The sequence below is a fragment of the Mesorhizobium sp. M4B.F.Ca.ET.214.01.1.1 genome, from assembly GCF_004791545.1.
Taxonomy (GTDB): Bacteria; Pseudomonadota; Alphaproteobacteria; order Rhizobiales; family Rhizobiaceae; genus Mesorhizobium; species Mesorhizobium abyssinicae.
Map to the genome: position 1 here is coordinate 171,868 of NZ_SRUX01000009.1, position 17,408 is coordinate 189,275.

13 protein-coding genes and 1 tRNA gene are annotated in these 17,408 nt (G+C 63.4%); all 14 read right to left on the reverse strand.

What is annotated here, in order from left to right:
• Positions 1 to 30: 30 nt before the first annotated feature.
• Positions 31 to 4,227, reverse strand: a complete 4,197-nt coding sequence (gene rpoC / locus EN857_RS19275; RefSeq protein WP_127310835.1) for a DNA-directed RNA polymerase subunit beta' — start codon at positions 4,225 to 4,227, stop codon at positions 31 to 33.
• Positions 4,228 to 4,372: 145 nt separating this feature from the next.
• Positions 4,373 to 8,509, reverse strand: a complete 4,137-nt coding sequence (gene rpoB, locus EN857_RS19280; RefSeq protein ID WP_135858412.1) for a DNA-directed RNA polymerase subunit beta — start codon at positions 8,507 to 8,509, stop codon at positions 4,373 to 4,375.
• Positions 8,510 to 8,761: 252 nt separating this feature from the next.
• Positions 8,762 to 9,142 (reverse strand): 50S ribosomal protein L7/L12, encoded by a 381-nt coding sequence (rplL, locus tag EN857_RS19285; protein ID WP_059189560.1) that lies wholly within the window; start codon positions 9,140 to 9,142, stop codon positions 8,762 to 8,764.
• A gap of 54 nt (positions 9,143 to 9,196) precedes the next feature.
• Complete coding sequence (gene rplJ, locus EN857_RS19290) at positions 9,197 to 9,715, reverse strand: 50S ribosomal protein L10 (protein WP_127286434.1); 519 nt, start codon at positions 9,713 to 9,715, stop codon at positions 9,197 to 9,199.
• Between the two features lie 392 nt (positions 9,716 to 10,107).
• The gene (gene rplA / locus EN857_RS19295) at positions 10,108 to 10,806 is read right to left on the reverse strand and encodes a 50S ribosomal protein L1 (RefSeq protein WP_127286435.1); all 699 of its coding nucleotides are present in this window, start codon (positions 10,804 to 10,806) and stop codon (positions 10,108 to 10,110) included.
• Between the two features lie 4 nt (positions 10,807 to 10,810).
• Positions 10,811 to 11,239, reverse strand: coding sequence for a 50S ribosomal protein L11 (gene rplK / locus EN857_RS19300; protein WP_095765524.1), 429 nt, complete (start codon positions 11,237 to 11,239; stop codon positions 10,811 to 10,813).
• Between the two features lie 195 nt (positions 11,240 to 11,434).
• Positions 11,435 to 11,962 carry a transcription termination/antitermination protein NusG gene (nusG, locus tag EN857_RS19305; RefSeq protein ID WP_059189556.1) on the reverse strand — a complete coding sequence of 176 codons (528 nt, stop codon included), beginning with the start codon at positions 11,960 to 11,962 and terminating at the stop codon, positions 11,435 to 11,437.
• Positions 11,963 to 11,989: 27 nt separating this feature from the next.
• Positions 11,990 to 12,193, reverse strand: a complete 204-nt coding sequence (gene secE, locus EN857_RS19310; RefSeq protein WP_127286436.1) for a preprotein translocase subunit SecE — start codon at positions 12,191 to 12,193, stop codon at positions 11,990 to 11,992.
• 368 nt (positions 12,194 to 12,561) lie between these two features.
• A tRNA-Trp gene (locus EN857_RS19315) sits at positions 12,562 to 12,637 on the reverse strand.
• 36 nt (positions 12,638 to 12,673) lie between these two features.
• On the reverse strand, positions 12,674 to 13,213 hold the full coding sequence (locus EN857_RS19320) for a metal-dependent hydrolase (RefSeq protein ID WP_348630782.1): 540 nt from the start codon (positions 13,211 to 13,213) through the stop codon (positions 12,674 to 12,676).
• Positions 13,214 to 13,293: 80 nt separating this feature from the next.
• Positions 13,294 to 13,842, reverse strand: coding sequence for a putative glycolipid-binding domain-containing protein (locus EN857_RS19325; RefSeq protein WP_127393716.1), 549 nt, complete (start codon positions 13,840 to 13,842; stop codon positions 13,294 to 13,296).
• A 2-nt stretch (positions 13,843 to 13,844) separates the two neighbouring features.
• Positions 13,845 to 14,330: a group II truncated hemoglobin gene (locus EN857_RS19330; RefSeq protein WP_135858476.1), complete on the reverse strand. Its 486-nt coding sequence runs from the start codon at positions 14,328 to 14,330 to the stop codon at positions 13,845 to 13,847.
• Between the two features lie 83 nt (positions 14,331 to 14,413).
• Positions 14,414 to 16,069, reverse strand: a complete 1,656-nt coding sequence (locus tag EN857_RS19335; RefSeq protein WP_128347107.1) for a hypothetical protein — start codon at positions 16,067 to 16,069, stop codon at positions 14,414 to 14,416.
• Positions 16,070 to 16,232: 163 nt separating this feature from the next.
• Positions 16,233 to 17,408, reverse strand: a 1,176-nt coding sequence (gene tuf, locus EN857_RS19340; RefSeq protein WP_095805843.1) for an elongation factor Tu, incomplete at its 5' end; no start/stop codon positions are given.

Sequence of the window (17,408 nt, forward strand, 5' to 3'; positions counted from 1 at the left end):
CCCTTTCCTTCTTCTCTTGTCGTCCCGCGCTTACTGCGCGGCGGTGACCATGTCGGTCAGCATCGGCTCGGCGACCTCGACGCCAGACGCCTTGCGACGCTCGTCGATGATCAGCTCGTCGCGCGAGGTGGCGATGCGCCGGATCTGGCTCATCGTGCCGCCCGTGCCGGCCGGGATCAGCCGGCCGACGATGACGTTTTCCTTCAGGCCCTGCAGCATGTCGGTCTTGCCGGCAACCGCCGCTTCGGTCAGCACCCTCGTCGTCTCCTGGAAGGAGGCGGCCGAGATGAAGGACGGCGTCTGCAGCGAGGCCTTGGTGATGCCGAGCAGCACCGGCTGGCCTTCGGCCGGCTTCTTGCCGTCCTCGATCAGCCGCTCGTTGACCTCTTCCAGCTCGATCACGTCGACGTGGTCGCCCGGAATGTAGGTCGAGTCGCCCTGCGTGGTGATCTCGACCTTCTGCAGCATCTGGCGAACGATCACCTCGATGTGCTTGTCGTTGATCGACACGCCCTGCAGGCGGTAGACCTCCTGGATCTCGTTGACGAGGTAGGACGCAAGCGCCTCCACGCCCTTGATCGCCAGGATGTCGTGCGGCGCCGGATTGCCGTCGAGGATGTAGTCGCCCTTCTCGATGACGTCGCCGTCCTGCAGATGGAACGGCTTGCCCTTCGGGATCAGGTATTCGACCGGCTCGAGCGTCGAGTCATGCGGCTCGATGATGATGCGGCGCTTGTTCTTGTAGTCGCGGCCGAAGCGGACCGTGCCGTCGATCTCGGCGATGATGGCGTGATCCTTCGGACGACGTGCCTCGAACAGCTCGGCAACACGCGGCAGACCGCCGGTGATGTCCTTGGTCTTGGCGCTTTCCATCGGGATACGCGCCAGCACGTCGCCGGGACGGACATGCGCGCCCGGCTCGACCGAGAGGATGGCCTCGACCGAGAGCAGGAAGCGGGCATCGCCGCCCTTCGACAGCTTGCCGACCTTGCCCTTGGCGTCATGCACGACGATCGCCGGCTTCAGGTCGTTGCCGCGCGGCGTCGAGCGCCAGTCGATGACCTCGCGCTTGGTGATGCCGGTCGATTCGTCGGCCGTTTCCTGCACGGAAATGCCGTCGACCAGATCCTCGAACTGCACCTTGCCCTCGATTTCGGTGAGGATCGGGCGGGTGTAGGGATCCCACTCGGCGATGCGCTGGCCGCGCTTCACCTTGTCGCCATCGTCCACGAAAATGCGCGAACCATACGTGACGCGGTGCGTGGCGCGTTCCTTGCCGGTCTCGTCGAGGATCAGCACCGCCATGTTGCGGCCCATGACCATCTGCTGGCCGTCCGAGTTGCGCACCACGTTGCGGTTGCGGATCTCGACCTTGCCCTCATACGAGGCTTCGAGGAACGAGGAGTCCACCACCTGCGCCGTACCGCCCATGTGGAAGGTACGCATGGTGAGCTGGGTGCCCGGCTCGCCGATCGACTGCGCCGCGATGACGCCGACGGCTTCGCCCTGGTTGACAGGCGTGCCGCGGGCGAGGTCGCGACCGTAGCAGACCGCGCAGACGCCGGTCCTGACCTCGCAGGTCAGCGCCGAGCGGATGCGCACCGACTGGACGCCGGCCTTTTCGATCTGTTCGACGTCGCGTTCGTCCATCAGCGTTCCGGCCTTGACCAGAACCTCGCCCGACACCGGATGGTTGATGTCGTCGAGCGACGTGCGGCCGAGAACACGCTGGCCGATCGAGGCGACGATCTGGCCGGCATCGACGATCGGCTGCATGGTGAGGCCCTTGTCGGTGCCGCAGTCGAGCGAGTTGACGATGCAGTCCTGCGCCACGTCGACAAGACGACGGGTGAGGTAACCCGAGTTCGCCGTCTTCAGAGCGGTGTCGGCCAGACCCTTGCGGGCGCCGTGGGTCGAGTTGAAGTACTCGAGCACGGTGAGGCCTTCCTTGAAGTTCGAGATGATCGGCGTCTCGATGATTTCACCCGACGGCTTGGCCATCAGGCCGCGCATGCCGGCGAGCTGACGCATCTGGGTGGGCGAACCACGCGCACCCGAATGCGACATCATGTAGATCGAGTTCATCGGCTTCTGACGGCCGTTGTCCTCGAACTCGACGGCCTTGATGCGGGCCATCATCTCGTCGGCGACCTTTTCCGAGCACTTGGCCCAGGCGTCGACGACCTTGTTGTACTTCTCGCCCTGGGTGATCAGGCCGTCATTGTACTGCTGCTCGTATTCCTTGGCCAAAGCCTCGGTCTCGGACACCAGCTTGATCTTGGTGTCCGGGATCAGCATGTCGTCCTTGCCGAACGAAATGCCGGCACGGCAGGCATGCGCGAAGCCGAGCGCCATGATGCGGTCGCAGAAGATAACCGTCTCCTTCTGACCGCAATGGCGGTAGACGGTGTCGATCATCTTGGAGATGTTCTTCTTGGTCATCTCCTGGTTGGCGGTCTCGTAAGGCACGTTGACGTTCTTCGGCAGCAGCTCGCCGATGATCATGCGGCCAGGGGTGGTGTCGTAGATCTTCGACACGACATTGCCTTCGGCGTCGACCGAGCGGAAGCGGCCCTTGATCTTGGCGTGCAGCGTCACCGCCTTGGTCTCGAGCGCATGCTGCAGCTCGCCCATGTCGGCGAACACCATGCCCTCGCCCGGCTCGTTCTGGTTGACGATCGAGAGATAGTAGAGACCGAGAACCATGTCCTGCGACGGCACGATGATCGGCGCGCCGGAAGCCGGGTGCAGGATGTTGTTGGTCGACATCATCAGCACGCGGGCTTCGAGCTGCGCTTCCAGCGACAGCGGCACGTGGACGGCCATCTGGTCGCCGTCGAAGTCGGCGTTGAAGGCCGTGCAGACCAGCGGATGCAGCTGTATCGCCTTGCCTTCGATCAGGATCGGCTCGAACGCCTGGATGCCGAGGCGGTGCAGCGTCGGCGCGCGGTTCAACAGCACCGGGTGCTCGCGGATGACCTCGTCCAGGATATCCCAGACCTCCGGACGCTCCTTCTCGACCAGCTTCTTGGCCTGCTTGACGGTCGAGGAGAAACCCTTGGCGTCGAGGCGGGCGTAGATGAAGGGCTTGAACAGCTCGAGCGCCATCTTCTTCGGCAGGCCGCACTGGTGCAGCTTGAGCTCCGGACCGGTCACGATGACCGAGCGGCCGGAATAGTCGACGCGCTTGCCGAGCAGGTTCTGGCGGAACCGGCCCTGCTTGCCCTTCAGCATGTCGGACAGCGACTTCAGCGGACGCTTGTTGGCGCCGGTGATGACGCGGCCGCGACGGCCGTTGTCGAACAGGGCGTCGACCGCTTCCTGCAGCATGCGCTTTTCATTGCGCACGATGATGCCGGGCGCGCGCAGCTCGATCAGCCGCTTCAGGCGGTTGTTGCGGTTGATGACGCGGCGATAGAGGTCGTTGAGGTCGGACGTGGCGAAACGGCCGCCGTCGAGCGGGACGAGCGGGCGCAGGTCCGGCGGGATCACCGGCACCACCTTCATGATCATCCATTCCGGACGGTTGCCGGACTCCATGAAGTTCTCGACGACCTTGAGCCGCTTCAGATACTTCTTCTGCTTCAGCTCGGAGGTGGTCGAAGCCAGTTCCGAACGCAGGTCGCCGGCGATCTTCTCCAGGTCCATGCCGGCCAGGAGGTCGTGAATGGCCTCGGCGCCGATCATGGCGGTGAACGAATCCTCGCCATACTCATCGACGGCCAGCATGTACTCTTCCTCGCTGAGCAGCTGGTGCTCCTTCAGCGCGGTGAGGCCGGGCTCGGTGACGATGTAGTTCTCGAAGTAGAGGACGCGCTCGATGTCCTTCAGCGTCATGTCGAGCAGCGTGCCGATGCGCGACGGCAGCGACTTCAGGAACCAGATATGGGCGACCGGCGCGGCGAGCTCGATATGGCCCATGCGCTCGCGCCGCACCCGCGACAGCGTGACTTCGACGCCGCACTTCTCGCAGATGACGCCCTTGTACTTCATACGCTTGTACTTGCCGCACAGGCACTCGTAGTCCTTGATCGGTCCGAAAATGCGCGCGCAGAACAGGCCGTCACGCTCCGGCTTGAAGGTGCGGTAGTTGATGGTCTCCGGCTTCTTGATCTCGCCGAACGACCAGGACAGAATCTTCTCAGGGCTGGCGAGCGAAATCCGGATGGAATCGAACACCTGCGCCGGCGCCTGGGGATTGAAGAGATTCATGACCTCTTGGTTCATGCCGTTCTCCTTTTCGGGGTCCTCGAAAACCCCTTGCATCTGACGCGGGCCGAATGCCCGCTGAGTGGTCGGCCCACCGGCCGAGGAATTTGATTGGCGCGCCGCGATCTAGCGCGGCGCGCCGTTGCCTTATTCGGCTGCGCCCCTATTCGGCAGCATCGGGCAGCCGCACCGGAGCGTCGTCGAGCTTGGTGTTCTCCAGCTCGACATTGAGGCCGAGGGACCGCATTTCCTTGACGAGAACGTTGAAGCTCTCGGGAATGCCAGCCTCGAACGTGTCGTCGCCACGGACGATAGCTTCGTAGACCTTGGTGCGTCCGGCGACGTCGTCCGACTTCACCGTCAGCATCTCCTGCAGCGTGTAGGCGGCGCCGTACGCTTCGAGCGCCCAGACCTCCATTTCGCCGAAGCGCTGGCCGCCGAACTGCGCCTTGCCGCCCAGCGGCTGCTGGGTGACCAGCGAGTACGGGCCGATCGAACGCGCGTGGATCTTGTCGTCCACCAGGTGGTGAAGCTTGAGCATATAGATATAGCCCATCGTCACCTTGCGATCGAACGGCTCGCCGGTGCGTCCGTCATAGAGCTGCGACTGACCGCTGGTGTGCAGGCCCGCCTGCTCCAGCATGATGTTGATGTCGCCCTCATGCGCGCCGTCGAACACCGGGGTCGCGATGGAGACGCCGCGGCGCATCTGCTCGCCGAGGCGAATGATGCTTTCGTCGTCGTACTCGCGGACCGGCTCGTTGCGGTCATTGGCCGGCATGAAGCTCTCGATCGTCTTGCGCAGCGGCTTGATGTCGCCGCCCGCCTTGTACGCCTCGATCAGTTCGCCGATCTTCCTGCCCATGCCGGCGCAGGCCCAGCCCAGATGCGTTTCCAGGATCTGGCCGACGTTCATGCGGCTCGGCACACCCAGCGGGTTGAGCACGATATCGGCATGCGTGCCGTCCTCGAGGAAAGGCATGTCCTCGACCGGAACGATGCGCGACACGACACCCTTGTTGCCGTGCCGGCCGGCCATCTTGTCGCCCGGCTGCATCTTGCGCTTCACGGCCACGAAGACCTTGACCATCTTCATGACGCCCGGAGGCATTTCGTCGCCGCGCTGCACCTTCTCGACCTTGTCCATGAAGCGCTGTTCCAGCGCCTTCTTGGAATCGTCGTACTGGCCGCGCAGGGCTTCCAGTTCGCTTTGGAGCTTTTCGTTCTCCACCGCGAACTGCCACCACTGCGAGCGCGGATAGTCGTCCAGCGTATCCTTCGCCAGCTTCGAGCCCTTCTTGAAGCCCTTCGGTCCGGCAATCGCATCCTTGCCGACCAGCATGTCGGACAGGCGCGAATAGACGTTGCGGTCGAGGATCGCCTGCTCGTCGTCGCGGTCCTTGGCCAGGCGTTCGATCTCCTCGCGCTCGATCGCCATGGCGCGCTCGTCCTTCTCCACGCCGTGGCGGTTGAAGACGCGCACTTCGACGACCGTGCCGAAGGTGCCCGGAGGCATGCGCATGGAGGTATCGCGCACGTCGGAGGCCTTTTCGCCGAAGATGGCGCGCAGAAGCTTCTCTTCCGGCGTCATCGGGCTTTCACCCTTCGGCGTGATCTTGCCGACCAGGATGTCGCCCGGCTGCACTTCGGCGCCGATGTAGACGATGCCGGCTTCGTCGAGGTTCTTCAGCGCTTCTTCCGAGACGTTCGGAATGTCGCGCGTGATTTCCTCCGGCCCGAGCTTGGTATCGCGCGCCATGACCTCGAACTCCTCGATATGGATCGAGGTGAAGACGTCGTCGGCGACGATGCGCTCCGACAAGAGGATCGAGTCCTCGTAGTTGTAGCCGTTCCACGGCATGAACGCGACCAGCACGTTGCGGCCGAGCGCCAGATCGCCGAGCTCCGTCGACGGACCGTCGGCGATGATGTCGCCCTTGTTGACGCGGTCGCCCATGCGCACCAGCGGACGCTGGTTGATGCAGGTGTTCTGGTTCGAACGCTGGAACTTCATCAGCCGGTAGATGTCGACGCCCGACTTGCCGGGATCGAGATCTTCCGTGGCGCGGATGACGATACGCGTCGCGTCGACCTGGTCGACGATGCCGCCGCGGCGGGCGCCGATGGCGGCGCCGGAGTCACGGGCGACGATCGGCTCCATGCCGGTGCCGACGAACGGCGCCTCGGCGCGCACCAGCGGCACGGCCTGACGCTGCATGTTCGAGCCCATCAGCGCGCGGTTGGCGTCGTCGTTCTCGAGGAACGGGATGAGCGCTGCCGCCACCGAAACCATCTGCTTCGGCGACACGTCCATCAGGTCGACGTTCTCGCGCGGCGCCATCATCACTTCGCCGGCGTTGCGGCAGATGACGAACTCATCGACGAAGCCGCCATTCTTGTCGAGCTCGGCATTGGCCTGCGCGACATGGTGCTTGGCTTCTTCCATGGCCGACAGGTAGACGACCTCGTTGGTCAGCTTGCCGTTGACGATCTTGCGGTACGGGCTCTCGATGAAGCCGTACTTGTTGACGCGCGCGAAGGTCGCCAGCGAGTTGATCAGACCGATATTCGGGCCTTCCGGCGTCTCGATCGGGCAGATGCGGCCGTAGTGCGTCGGGTGCACGTCGCGCACCTCGAAGCCGGCGCGCTCGCGGGTCAGACCGCCCGGCCCAAGCGCCGAGAGGCGGCGCTTGTGGGTGATCTCCGACAGCGGGTTGGTCTGGTCCATGAACTGCGACAGCTGCGAGGAACCGAAGAACTCGCGCACGGCGGCCGCCGCCGGCTTGGCGTTGATCAGGTCCTGCGGCATCACCGTGTCGATCTCGATCGAGGACATGCGTTCCTTGATCGCGCGCTCCATGCGCAGCAGGCCGACGCGGTACTGGTTTTCCATCAGCTCGCCGACCGAGCGCACGCGGCGGTTGCCGAGATTGTCGATGTCGTCGATCTCGCCCTTGCCGTCGCGCAGTTCCACCAGCGTCTTGACCACGGCCAGGATGTCTTCCTTGCGCAGCACGCGCACGGTGTCCTCTGCCTTGAGCTCGAGGCGCATGTTCATCTTGACGCGGCCGACGGCCGACAGGTCATAGCGCTCGCTGTCGAAGAACAGCGAGTTGAACATGGCTTCGGCAGTTTCGAGCGTCGGCGGCTCGCCCGGGCGCATGACACGGTAGATGTCGAACAGCGCGTCCTGGCGGCTCTCGTTCTTGTCGACGGCGAGCGTGTTGCGGATATAGGCGCCGACATTGACGTGGTCGATGTCGAGGATCTGGATCTCGCCCTCGCCGGTGCCGAGCAGCACCTTCAGCGTCTTGTCGTCGATCTCGTCGCCGGCCTCGAGGAAGATCTCGCCGGTGGCGTAGTTGACGATATCCTCGGCGAGGTAGTTGCCGAGCAGGTCCTCGTCGGTCGCCTTGATCGCCTTCAGACCCTTTTCGCCGAGCTGGCGGGCCTGGCGCGCGGTGATCTTCTTTCCGGCCTCGACGACGATCTCGCCGGTATCGGCATCGACCAAGTCGCCGACGGCCTTGAGGCCGCGGAAGCGCTCGACGTTGAAGGGAATGCGCCAGTGGTCGCCGGCGCGCTTGTAGGTGATCTTGTTGTAGAAGGTCGACAGGATCTCCTCGCCGTCCATGCCGAGCGCCATCAAGAGCGACGTCACCGGAATCTTGCGGCGGCGGTCGATGCGGGCGTGCACGACGTCCTTGCTGTCGAACTCGATGTCGAGCCACGAGCCGCGATAGGGGATGACGCGCGCGGCGAACAAGAGCTTGCCCGACGAGTGCGACTTGCCCTTGTCGTGGTCGAAGAAAACGCCCGGCGAGCGGTGCATTTGCGAGACGATGACGCGCTCGGTGCCGTTGACGATGAAGGTGCCGTTCGACGTCATGAGCGGCATGTCGCCCATGTAGACGTCCTGTTCCTTGATGTCCTTGATCGACTTCGCGCCGGTATCCTCATCGATATCGAACACGATGAGGCGCAGCGTCACCTTCAGCGGCGCGGCATAGGTCAGGTCGCGCTGACGGCATTCGTCAACGTCGAATTTCGGTCCTTCGAACTCGTACTTCACGAACTCCAGCATCGAGGAGCCGGAAAAATCGGAGATCGGGAAGACCGACTTGAAAACGGCCTGCAGTCCTTCGTCGGGACGGCCGCCCTTCGGCTCGTCCACCATCAGGAACTGGTCATAGGATGCCTTCTGAACCTCGATCAGGTTCGGCATCTCCGCAACTTCCGGGATCTTTCCGAAGAACTTGCGTACGCGTCTGCGGCCATTGAAAGTCTGGGTCTGGGCCATCGTCGCTCCTTAGCTCGATTCTCGGGACGAACCTCGCCGCGGCTCGCCTTGCATTCCGGGCCGCCTCGGCGGCAGCCCCTGATCTGTTTTTCCCGCCGCCTGGCGGCAGCCGGTTAAAACGGGAGAAAACCCGTTTCCTGAAGGCCGGTTCGCGGCCATCAGGAAAGAGGTTCTCGTGCTTCTCGCGCTCTGTGGCTCCCTTGACGTCAAGGGAGTGGCGGGCGGCGCGAGGCCGCCCGCCGCAGCCAAAGCTTACTTCAGCTCAACCTTGGCGCCGGCTGCTTCCAGCTGGGCCTTGAACTTGTCGGCGTCGGCCTTGGAAACGCCTTCCTTGACCGGCTTCGGAGCCGCTTCGACCAGGTCCTTGGCTTCCTTGAGGCCAAGGCCGGTGATGGCGCGGACTTCCTTGATGACGTTGATCTTCTGGGCGCCGGCGTCGGCGAGAACGACGTCGAATTCCGTCTTCTCTTCGGCCGGAGCAGCGGCAGCGGCACCAGCGCCGCCAGCAGCGGCAACCGCCACCGGAGCGGCAGCCGAAACGCCCCACTTCTCTTCCAGGAGCTTCGACAGCTCGGCCGCCTCGAGGACGGTCAGCTTCGAAAGGTCGTCTACGATCTTTGCGAGATCAGCCATTTGCATATTCCTTCGTAAGGTTCGAACGTGTGTTTGTGATAGCGAGGAACGGCCTCATGCCGCCTCGTCCTTCCGGGCGTAAGCGCCGATGACGCGCGCGACCGAAGCCGCGGGTGCATTGACGATCTGGGCGATCCGGGTTGCCGGCGTGGCGATCATGCCAACCAGCTTGGCGCGCAGCTCGTCGAGCGACGGAAGTGTAGCGAGTGCCTTCACACCGTCGGCGTTGAGCGAGGTGGTGCCCATTGCGCCGCCGAGAATGACGAGCTTGTCATTTCCCTTGGCGAAATCGGACGCGACCTTCGGCGCCGCAATCGGATCCTCCGAATAGGCGATCAGCGTCTGTCCCTTGAACAGGTCGATGATCGATGCGGAGTCCGTGCCCTGAAGAGCGATTTTGGCGAGACGGTTCTTCGCGACTTTGACGGTGCCACCGGCGGCGCGCATTTTCGACCGAAGGTCGTTCATTTGCGCGACGGTGATACCGGCGTAGTGGGCCACGACGACTGAACCAGCGCTCGAAAACGCATCATTCAGGCCCGTGACGAGTTCGCGTTTTTCCGCTCTGTCCACTGCCTATCTCCAGTTGACCCCTGCCCCATCGATGGGAACATTCCCATTTAGAGGACAGGCGTCGGGTTGCCTTTTTGCCGGCCGGGCCATCCAGTAACGGATCTCCCGAACGACGCTCGAGGATCCTGCCCCCTTTCGCCACACCGACGGCAAGCCGACGGTGCGCAGACAAAAGGCAAACACGGTTCGAACCTTTCATCGGAGCCTTGGCTCCTTTGTCGGGTCTTCACCCGTCTCATGCAGGCCCACATGAATTAAGGCTGTTGGGCCGCCTGCAATCTCGGACAGGATGTCCGGAAGCCTTTCGGCTTCCGGTACCGGGCCGCCAACCAGTCGGAGGCCCGGAATTCTTTGCGGATCAGCCGGTTAGCGGCCGATCGGAAGGGTTCGTATCAGGACGCGGCGAGCGTCGCGATGTCGAGCTTGAGGCCAGGGCCCATCGTCGAGGTGACCGACACCTTTTTGACGTAGTTGCCCTTGGCGCCGGACGGCTTGGCCTTGTTCACCGCATCGGCGAAGGCACGCACATTCTCTTCCAGCGCCTTGACGTCGAACGAGACCTTGCCGACGCCGGCCTGGACGATGCCGGCCTTCTCGACGCGGAACTCGACGGCGCCACCCTTCGAGGCCTTGACGGCCGCGGCGACATCGGGGGTCACCGTGCCTACCTTCGGGTTCGGCATCATGCCGCGCGGGCCGAGCACCTTACCCAGACGGCCGACGAGCGGCATCATGTCCGGCGTCGCGATGCAGCGATCGAAATCGATCGTGCCCTTCTGGACGATGTCGACCAGATCCTCGGCGCCGACGATGTCAGCACCGGCGGCCTTGGCTTCCTCGGCCTTGTCACCGCGCGCGAACACGGCAACGCGCACCGAGCGGCCGGTGCCGTTCGGCAGGTTGACCACGCCGCGGACCATCTGGTCGGCATGGCGCGGGTCGACGCCGAGATTCATCGCGACTTCGATGGTCTCGTCGAACTTGACCGAAGACCGCTCCTTGAGCAGTTTCAGCGCTTCAGTGAGCGCGTAGGACTTGTTCGGATCGATGCCTTCGCGGGTCTTGGCGATACGCTTTGCAATCTTTGCCATGATCTCAGCCCACCACTTCCAGGCCCATCGAGCGGGCGGAGCCCTCGACCATGCGCATGGCCGCTTCGACGTCGTTTGCGTTCAGGTCCTTCATCTTCTGCTCGGCGATCGCGCGCACCTTGTCGCGGCTGATCGTGCCGGCCTTGACCTTGCCCGGCTCCTTCGAGCCCGACTTCAGGTTCGCGGCCTTCTTCAGGAAGTAGCTCACCGGCGGCGTCTTCATGACGAAGGTGAACGACTTGTCCTGGTAGTAGGTGATGACGACCGGGATCGGCGAACCCTTCTCCAGTTCCTGGGTCTGCGCGTTGAACGCCTTGCAGAACTCCATGATGTTGATGCCGCGCTGACCAAGCGCCGGGCCGATCGGGGGCGACGGCGTGGCCGAACCCGCGGCAACCTGGAGCTTGAGCTGGCCTGCAACTTTCTTAGCCATCTCTATTCCTGCCTTTTCTCGTGCCGGCCCCACTTTCTGGGAAACACCGGCGGTTGCAGTCTGGTGGTGCGGTTCCCGCGGCCGGCTAAGCCGCGTTCGCCTCCCACCCGTTCATGGCCGCGCGACCTTCGCGCCGCCTCCCCACCACCGAACCGGCGCAGGGCAACCCGACGCCTTTCGGCGCGGGTATTCGGATCAGCCCTTTTCGACCTGTCCGAATTCCAGATCGACGGGCACCGCGCGCCCGAAGATCGAAACTTCCACCTTGAGCCGCGCCCGCTCCTCGTCCACTTCCTGGACGAAACCGTTGAACGACGCGAACGGACCGTCCGAGACGCGGATCGCCTCGCCGATCTCGAAGGTGACCGAGGGCTTCGGACGCTCGACGCCTTCCTGCACCTGGTTCAGGATGCGCTGCGCCTCGGTCTCGGTGATCGGCACGGGCTTGGAGTCGCCCAGGAAACCGGTCACCTTCGGCGTGTTCTTGACCAGCGAGAACACAGCGTCGGTCAGGTTGGCCTTCAACAGCACATAGCCCGGGAAGAACTTGCGCTCAGCGTCTACCTTGCGGCCACGGCGTATCTCCACGACCTTCTCGGTCGGCACCACGATCTGCTCGATCTCGCCGGACAGGCCCTTCTGCTTGGCCTTGTTCTCGATGTCCTCGGCGACCTTCTTCTCGAAGTTCGAATAGGCGTGGACAATGTACCAGCGCGCAGTCATTTCACGACGTCTCCGTAATCGCCGAACTTAACGTCCGAGGCCCAGAATGAACTCGATCGCATAGCCCATGGCTATGTCGGCGGTGAAGAAAAAGATCATCGCGATGACCGCGAAAACCAGGACCATCACCGTCGAGATCATCGTTTCGCGACGCGACGGCCAGGTCACCTTGGCGGTCTCCGAGCGAACCTGCTGGAGAAAGGTGAAAGGATTTGTGGTTTTCGAAGCCATATGCCGCTCTGTCTTCAAGACCCGTTGGCCGGGTCTCCTGGATGATCCCGCAGGCCGGGACGTGCCGCCTGGGCTTCATGTCGGCGCCGAATCAGCGCATCCATTTCGCCCATGCAAATCGGACGCGTAAAGCCGGCTTCCCAGCTCCACGCGTCGCGTGTCTGTTCTGTCTACATAAAACCGATTCTTGATCCACGCAAGTGGCAAGTGTCCGCTTTATGGCCAAACGCCGCCTCGGAACCATCCAGTCGTTCCGTCCCGGCTATGCGCGCCTTATGCCCGAATTATCGCCATTTGGCAAGCCACCCATGGGTTTTCAAGGACCTGGTGGGCCATCGACGATATTGAAATCGGCCATTTCGGGAAAATGGCACGGGCAGCAGGGCTCGAACCTACGACCTGCGGTTTTGGAGACCGCCGCTCTACCAACTGAGCTATGCCCGTACACGCGCGCTGCTATTTCATAAAGCGGATGAGAACTCAAGTGCCCTTTTGAGGCGCGGCGATCCGCGCCGCCGATCGCGCAGTGACAAGCCACAACGCCCAGGCGCAGATGAGAAGTTCGAGCCCGAAAGTCCAGTGCAGGACGAAACTCACGACCCAATTGCCATAGGTGGCGGGAACCGCCACGAACTCGAAGGCGTGCCGATCAAATGGCATCAGCCACGATATCGGCGACGCCACCGTGTCCAGGACCATATGCAGCATGGCACCCGCGAAGAAAATGCCGATCAGCGCCGGACGGGGCCAGCCGAGCAGTCTGGCGGCGCACAGGCTCAATATTCCGGTTGCGGCCCAAAACAATGGCCAGTGCGTGATGTAGGCGTGGTGGTGGATGTGTCCACCGTCGATGAAGTGGAAGTACAGCATGTCAACGTCGGGAATCACACTGCCGATCATCGCAGCCGTCACGACGCCGGACATTTCGCGCCATTGTCTGCGCGCGAAACTCCCCAGAATGTAACCCGATGGCAGATGAGCAATGAGCATCACGTAGCAAGCCCGTTTCGGATGCTCCAACCTGCAATCCCATCGTGGCGCCATTTTTGCAGAGATTTGCAGATATTCCGCATCTTGCAGAGCGCGTCGCAACGGCCGGATCAGATCCTTTGCCAGAAATCCGGATAGGTGGTCACCAGCCCCTCCTGATCGACCTCGATTTCCCGCCGGAAGCCACTCTTCAGCGACTCGTAGAGATAGCGTCTGCCTTCGTCGAGGCACGTGTAGCGCTGCGGGCTTTTGACGATGGTCAGTTCCGGGAGTTCGATGAAGGCTGCGGCAATCTCGGCGCTTTCGCCAAGCTTCAGCCGCAGCCGGCGGATCGGCAGCGTGTTGGTGAAGGGCGTGACAGTGAGATCGGGGTCGAGCGCCCCGGTCAGGTCCCGGATCGCAACACCGTCCTTCGACCAGTTGCCGATGCCGTCGGTCTCGAGCCGGAAGCGCCCGCCACCGACAATGCCGACCTCGACCTCCCTGGCGCGCCAGTCAGGGTCGCATGAAATGCGGTAATGAACGGCGAAAGGCGCATGGTCGGCCGAGATCGCCACGGACTCGGCCGATATCCCGCCGGAATCCTGCCTCAGGACAAGGTGTTCGATGCCAGGGCCCTGCCATTGCCGCCATCGAACGAGCGTGCTTCGCGGCTCCACCGCTACGATTTCCCCGCCGGCGGCTTGTAAGGCCCGCCGGGCACGCCCCAGCCCCAGGCGGGCATCGGCTCCGTTTCCGGATCGCACGTCACGCCGAGATTGGAATTCATCTTCGCCAGCCGCGATCCCCATTCGACATAGCCCATGAAGGCGGAGCGGAATTCGGGGTCGTCGGGCAGGCCGACCTCGTCGGCGGCGTCGGCGAGAAGGTTGATCCAGCGCCGCCGCTGTTCCTCGCTCAAGTGCTTGCCGAGATGATGCATCACCATCTCGCGGTGGCCGCCATGCTTTTCGCTATAGGTCTTCGGTCCGCCGAACACCTCGCCGATGAAGGCCGCGACATGGGCGGGATGGTCCGGCGACATGTGCCTGAACACCGGACCGACGATCGGATCGCGCGCCACCTTGTCGTAGAAGGTTTGCGTCAGGCGGCTGAGCACCTCGGCGCCGCCGGCCCATTCGAACAGCGTCGGAATATCCTCGTCCATCATCGATCCTCGCCTGTCGCTTGCCGCGGACGATAGCGGAAAGATCGAAGACGGCTCAACCTGCCTCGATGGCCAGTTCACGCCTACAATTTGGCGGGCGCCTCGGCCTGGGCGTTTGGCGAGGGTGCCACGCGGCAGTTGTCAGGCTTCGGTATGACGCCGCAGATGGTGGCGCCGGTCAGCGCGTCGACCGATTGCGGTCCAGTCGTCAGCCCGAGCTTCAACATCATGTCCGGCTCAAACTGGCGATGGCTCGAATACGACTGTATTGCCGTAAGCAAGCCGCTTCCGATCGCCATGTCTTCGAGGTAGGTCTTGACCTCTTTCTCCATCCCCAGCGAATGCACGCTGAGCCGTGCCCGCGGACCGACAAGCCGGCGGACACCGCCGGCAAGCAGGATCGCGCAGGCTGAATCGCACACGCCGTCGGCATCGACGGTCAATCCGGCGCGAGCCTCGCTGTCGGCCGCGCAATCCAGCGCCGCCAAATCGCAGCCGACGAAATCGGTCCGGGCAATGGCGACGTCGAGCTTGTGCTCGCGGATCAGCCGGCCAGCCGCGAGCGCCCCAAGCACGTCGCCGCCCGGCGAGCTGACCACCAGAGGCAGCCTGCGCCCGCCAATGCTATCCAGCATGTCACGCAGCCGCTCCGGCGTGTAGGCGGTGATCGTGCCTTCGGCCGAGATCCATTCCGGGCAATCGGGATTGCAGAGCGGATTGCTGCCGCGAACGACGACGAAGCGCATGTCCTCGTCGCGCTTGACGATCTCCGGCCTGGCTGTTGCCGCAGGTGCGGGCTCGGCCTTGGCAGCCAAGGCAGCGGCCGGCGTCGCATCCTTGTTCGACGGTACCTCCCGGCAATTCGCCGGCGCCGGCCATGCCTTGCAGATCGTGGCGGCGGTGAACAGATCGACCGAATCCATGCTGGTGACGAGTTTCATCCGCAGCATGTTTTCCAGGACCAGCTGATGAATATCACTGGCCGGCGTGTTCTTCATCGTTACGAGCACGCCCTCGCCGACGCCCATTTCCCGGAAATAGGCGGCCAGCCTTTTCTCCACCGCCTTGCTCATCTCGTAGGTCTTGTAGCTGCCGGCATTCTTGCGGCTGACGACCTTCGTGTTGATGACCTTCTTCTTGCCGTTCACCACCTTGTATGTGGTCCGGTAGAGCAGTCTCGTCTTGATGTAGGTCGTGGTGATCTGATGGACGCCGAGATACGCCCATTCGCCGACCACGCGGCGTACGCCGCCGGCAAACATCAGCGGACAGGCGGAATTGCAGATGGCGCCGCTGGCATAGGGTTCGCCGAGATAGTCGGCATCCCTGCCCTTGTTGGCCGTGCAATCCTTGTCGTCCGGCATGCAGCCGTCGAACCAGGTCTTGCCGACGGCGATATCCAGCCCGCTCTTGCGGATCAGCCGGCCGAGCGTCAGCGCCGCGTCGACATTGCCGCCTGGCGAATCCACCACGATCGGCAGCTTTCGCCCGCCAAGCCGCTTGAGCATGCGCTTGAGCAGCGCCGGCGTACCGGCCTCGATCGTGCCTTCCGCCGAAATCCACTCCGGACAGTTGGGCTCACACCCCGCGGCGTTGCTGCGCACCACAACAAAACGCATCGTCGGGCCGGAATCGGCCGTCGCCGCGGCGAGGCTGGCATTGCCCATGGCAAGCAGCGCCAGGCAGACCAGCCTCAGTGACCACCATGCCCGAATGTTGAAACGGCGCCCTGAAACCACGTCCTGCAAGCCCCTTGATGCAACCTATACTAGTTGCAGCGCCGAGGCTTGCAACAGGCTTGAAGCAATAGAACGAACAATGGACGCTTTTGCGATTGGAAAAGAAAAAAGGGCGGCCCGAGGGCCGCCCTTTCCCTGTCGATCCGGCGGATGCCGGCTTCGATTATTCTTTGATGGTGACGACGATGCCGGCACCGACGGTGCGGCCGCCTTCACGGATGGCGAAGCGCAGCTTCTCTTCCATGGCGATCGGCACGATCAGCTCGACGTCGACCGTGATGTTGTCGCCAGGCATCACCATCTCGGTGCCGGCCGGCAGCGTCACGATGCCGGTCACGTCGGTGGTGCGGAAGTAGAACTGCGGACGGTAGTTGGTGAAGAACGGCGTGTGACGGCCGCCCTCGTCCTTGGTCAGGATGTAGGCTTCGGCCACGAACTTCTTGTGCGGCTTCACCGAACCCGGCTTGGCCAGAACCTGGCCGCGCTCGACGCCTTCACGGTCGACGCCGCGCAGCAGCGCGCCGATGTTGTCGCCGGCCTGGCCCTGGTCGAGCAGCTTGCGGAACATCTCGACGCCCGTGCAGGTCGTCTTGGTCGTCGGACGGATGCCGACGATCTCGAGTTCCTCGCCGACCTTGACCACGCCGCGCTCGACGCGGCCGGTCACAACCGTGCCGCGGCCCGAGATCGAGAACACGTCCTCGATCGGCATCAGGAACGGCTTGTCCAGCGGACGCACCGGCGTCGGGATGTAGGCGTCGACCTGCGCCATCAGTTCGCGGATCGCGTCCTCGCCGATGGTCTTGTTGGAATCTTCCAGCGCGGCAAGCGCCGAGCCCTTGACGATCGGAATGTCGTCGCCGGGGAACTCGTTCTTGGTCAAGAGCTCGCGAACCTCGAGCTCGACCAGCTCGAGCAGCTCGGCGTCGTCGACCTGGTCGACCTTGTTCAGGAACACCACGATCGAGGGCACGCCGACCTGGCGGGCGAGCAGGATGTGCTCGCGCGTCTGCGGCATCGGGCCGTCGGCGGCCGAAACGACCAGGATCGCGCCGTCCATCTGCGCGGCACCGGTGATCATGTTCTTCACATAGTCGGCGTGGCCGGGGCAGTCAACGTGGGCATAGTGGCGGTTGGCCGTCTCGTATTCGACGTGCGCCGTCGAAATCGTGATGCCGCGCGCCTTCTCTTCCGGCGCCGCGTCGATCTGGTCATAGCGCTTGTATTCGCCAAAATACTTCGTGATCGCCGCCGTCAGCGACGTCTTGCCATGATCGACGTGGCCGATCGTGCCAATGTTCACATGCGGCTTGGTGCGCTCGAATTTACCTTTTGCCAT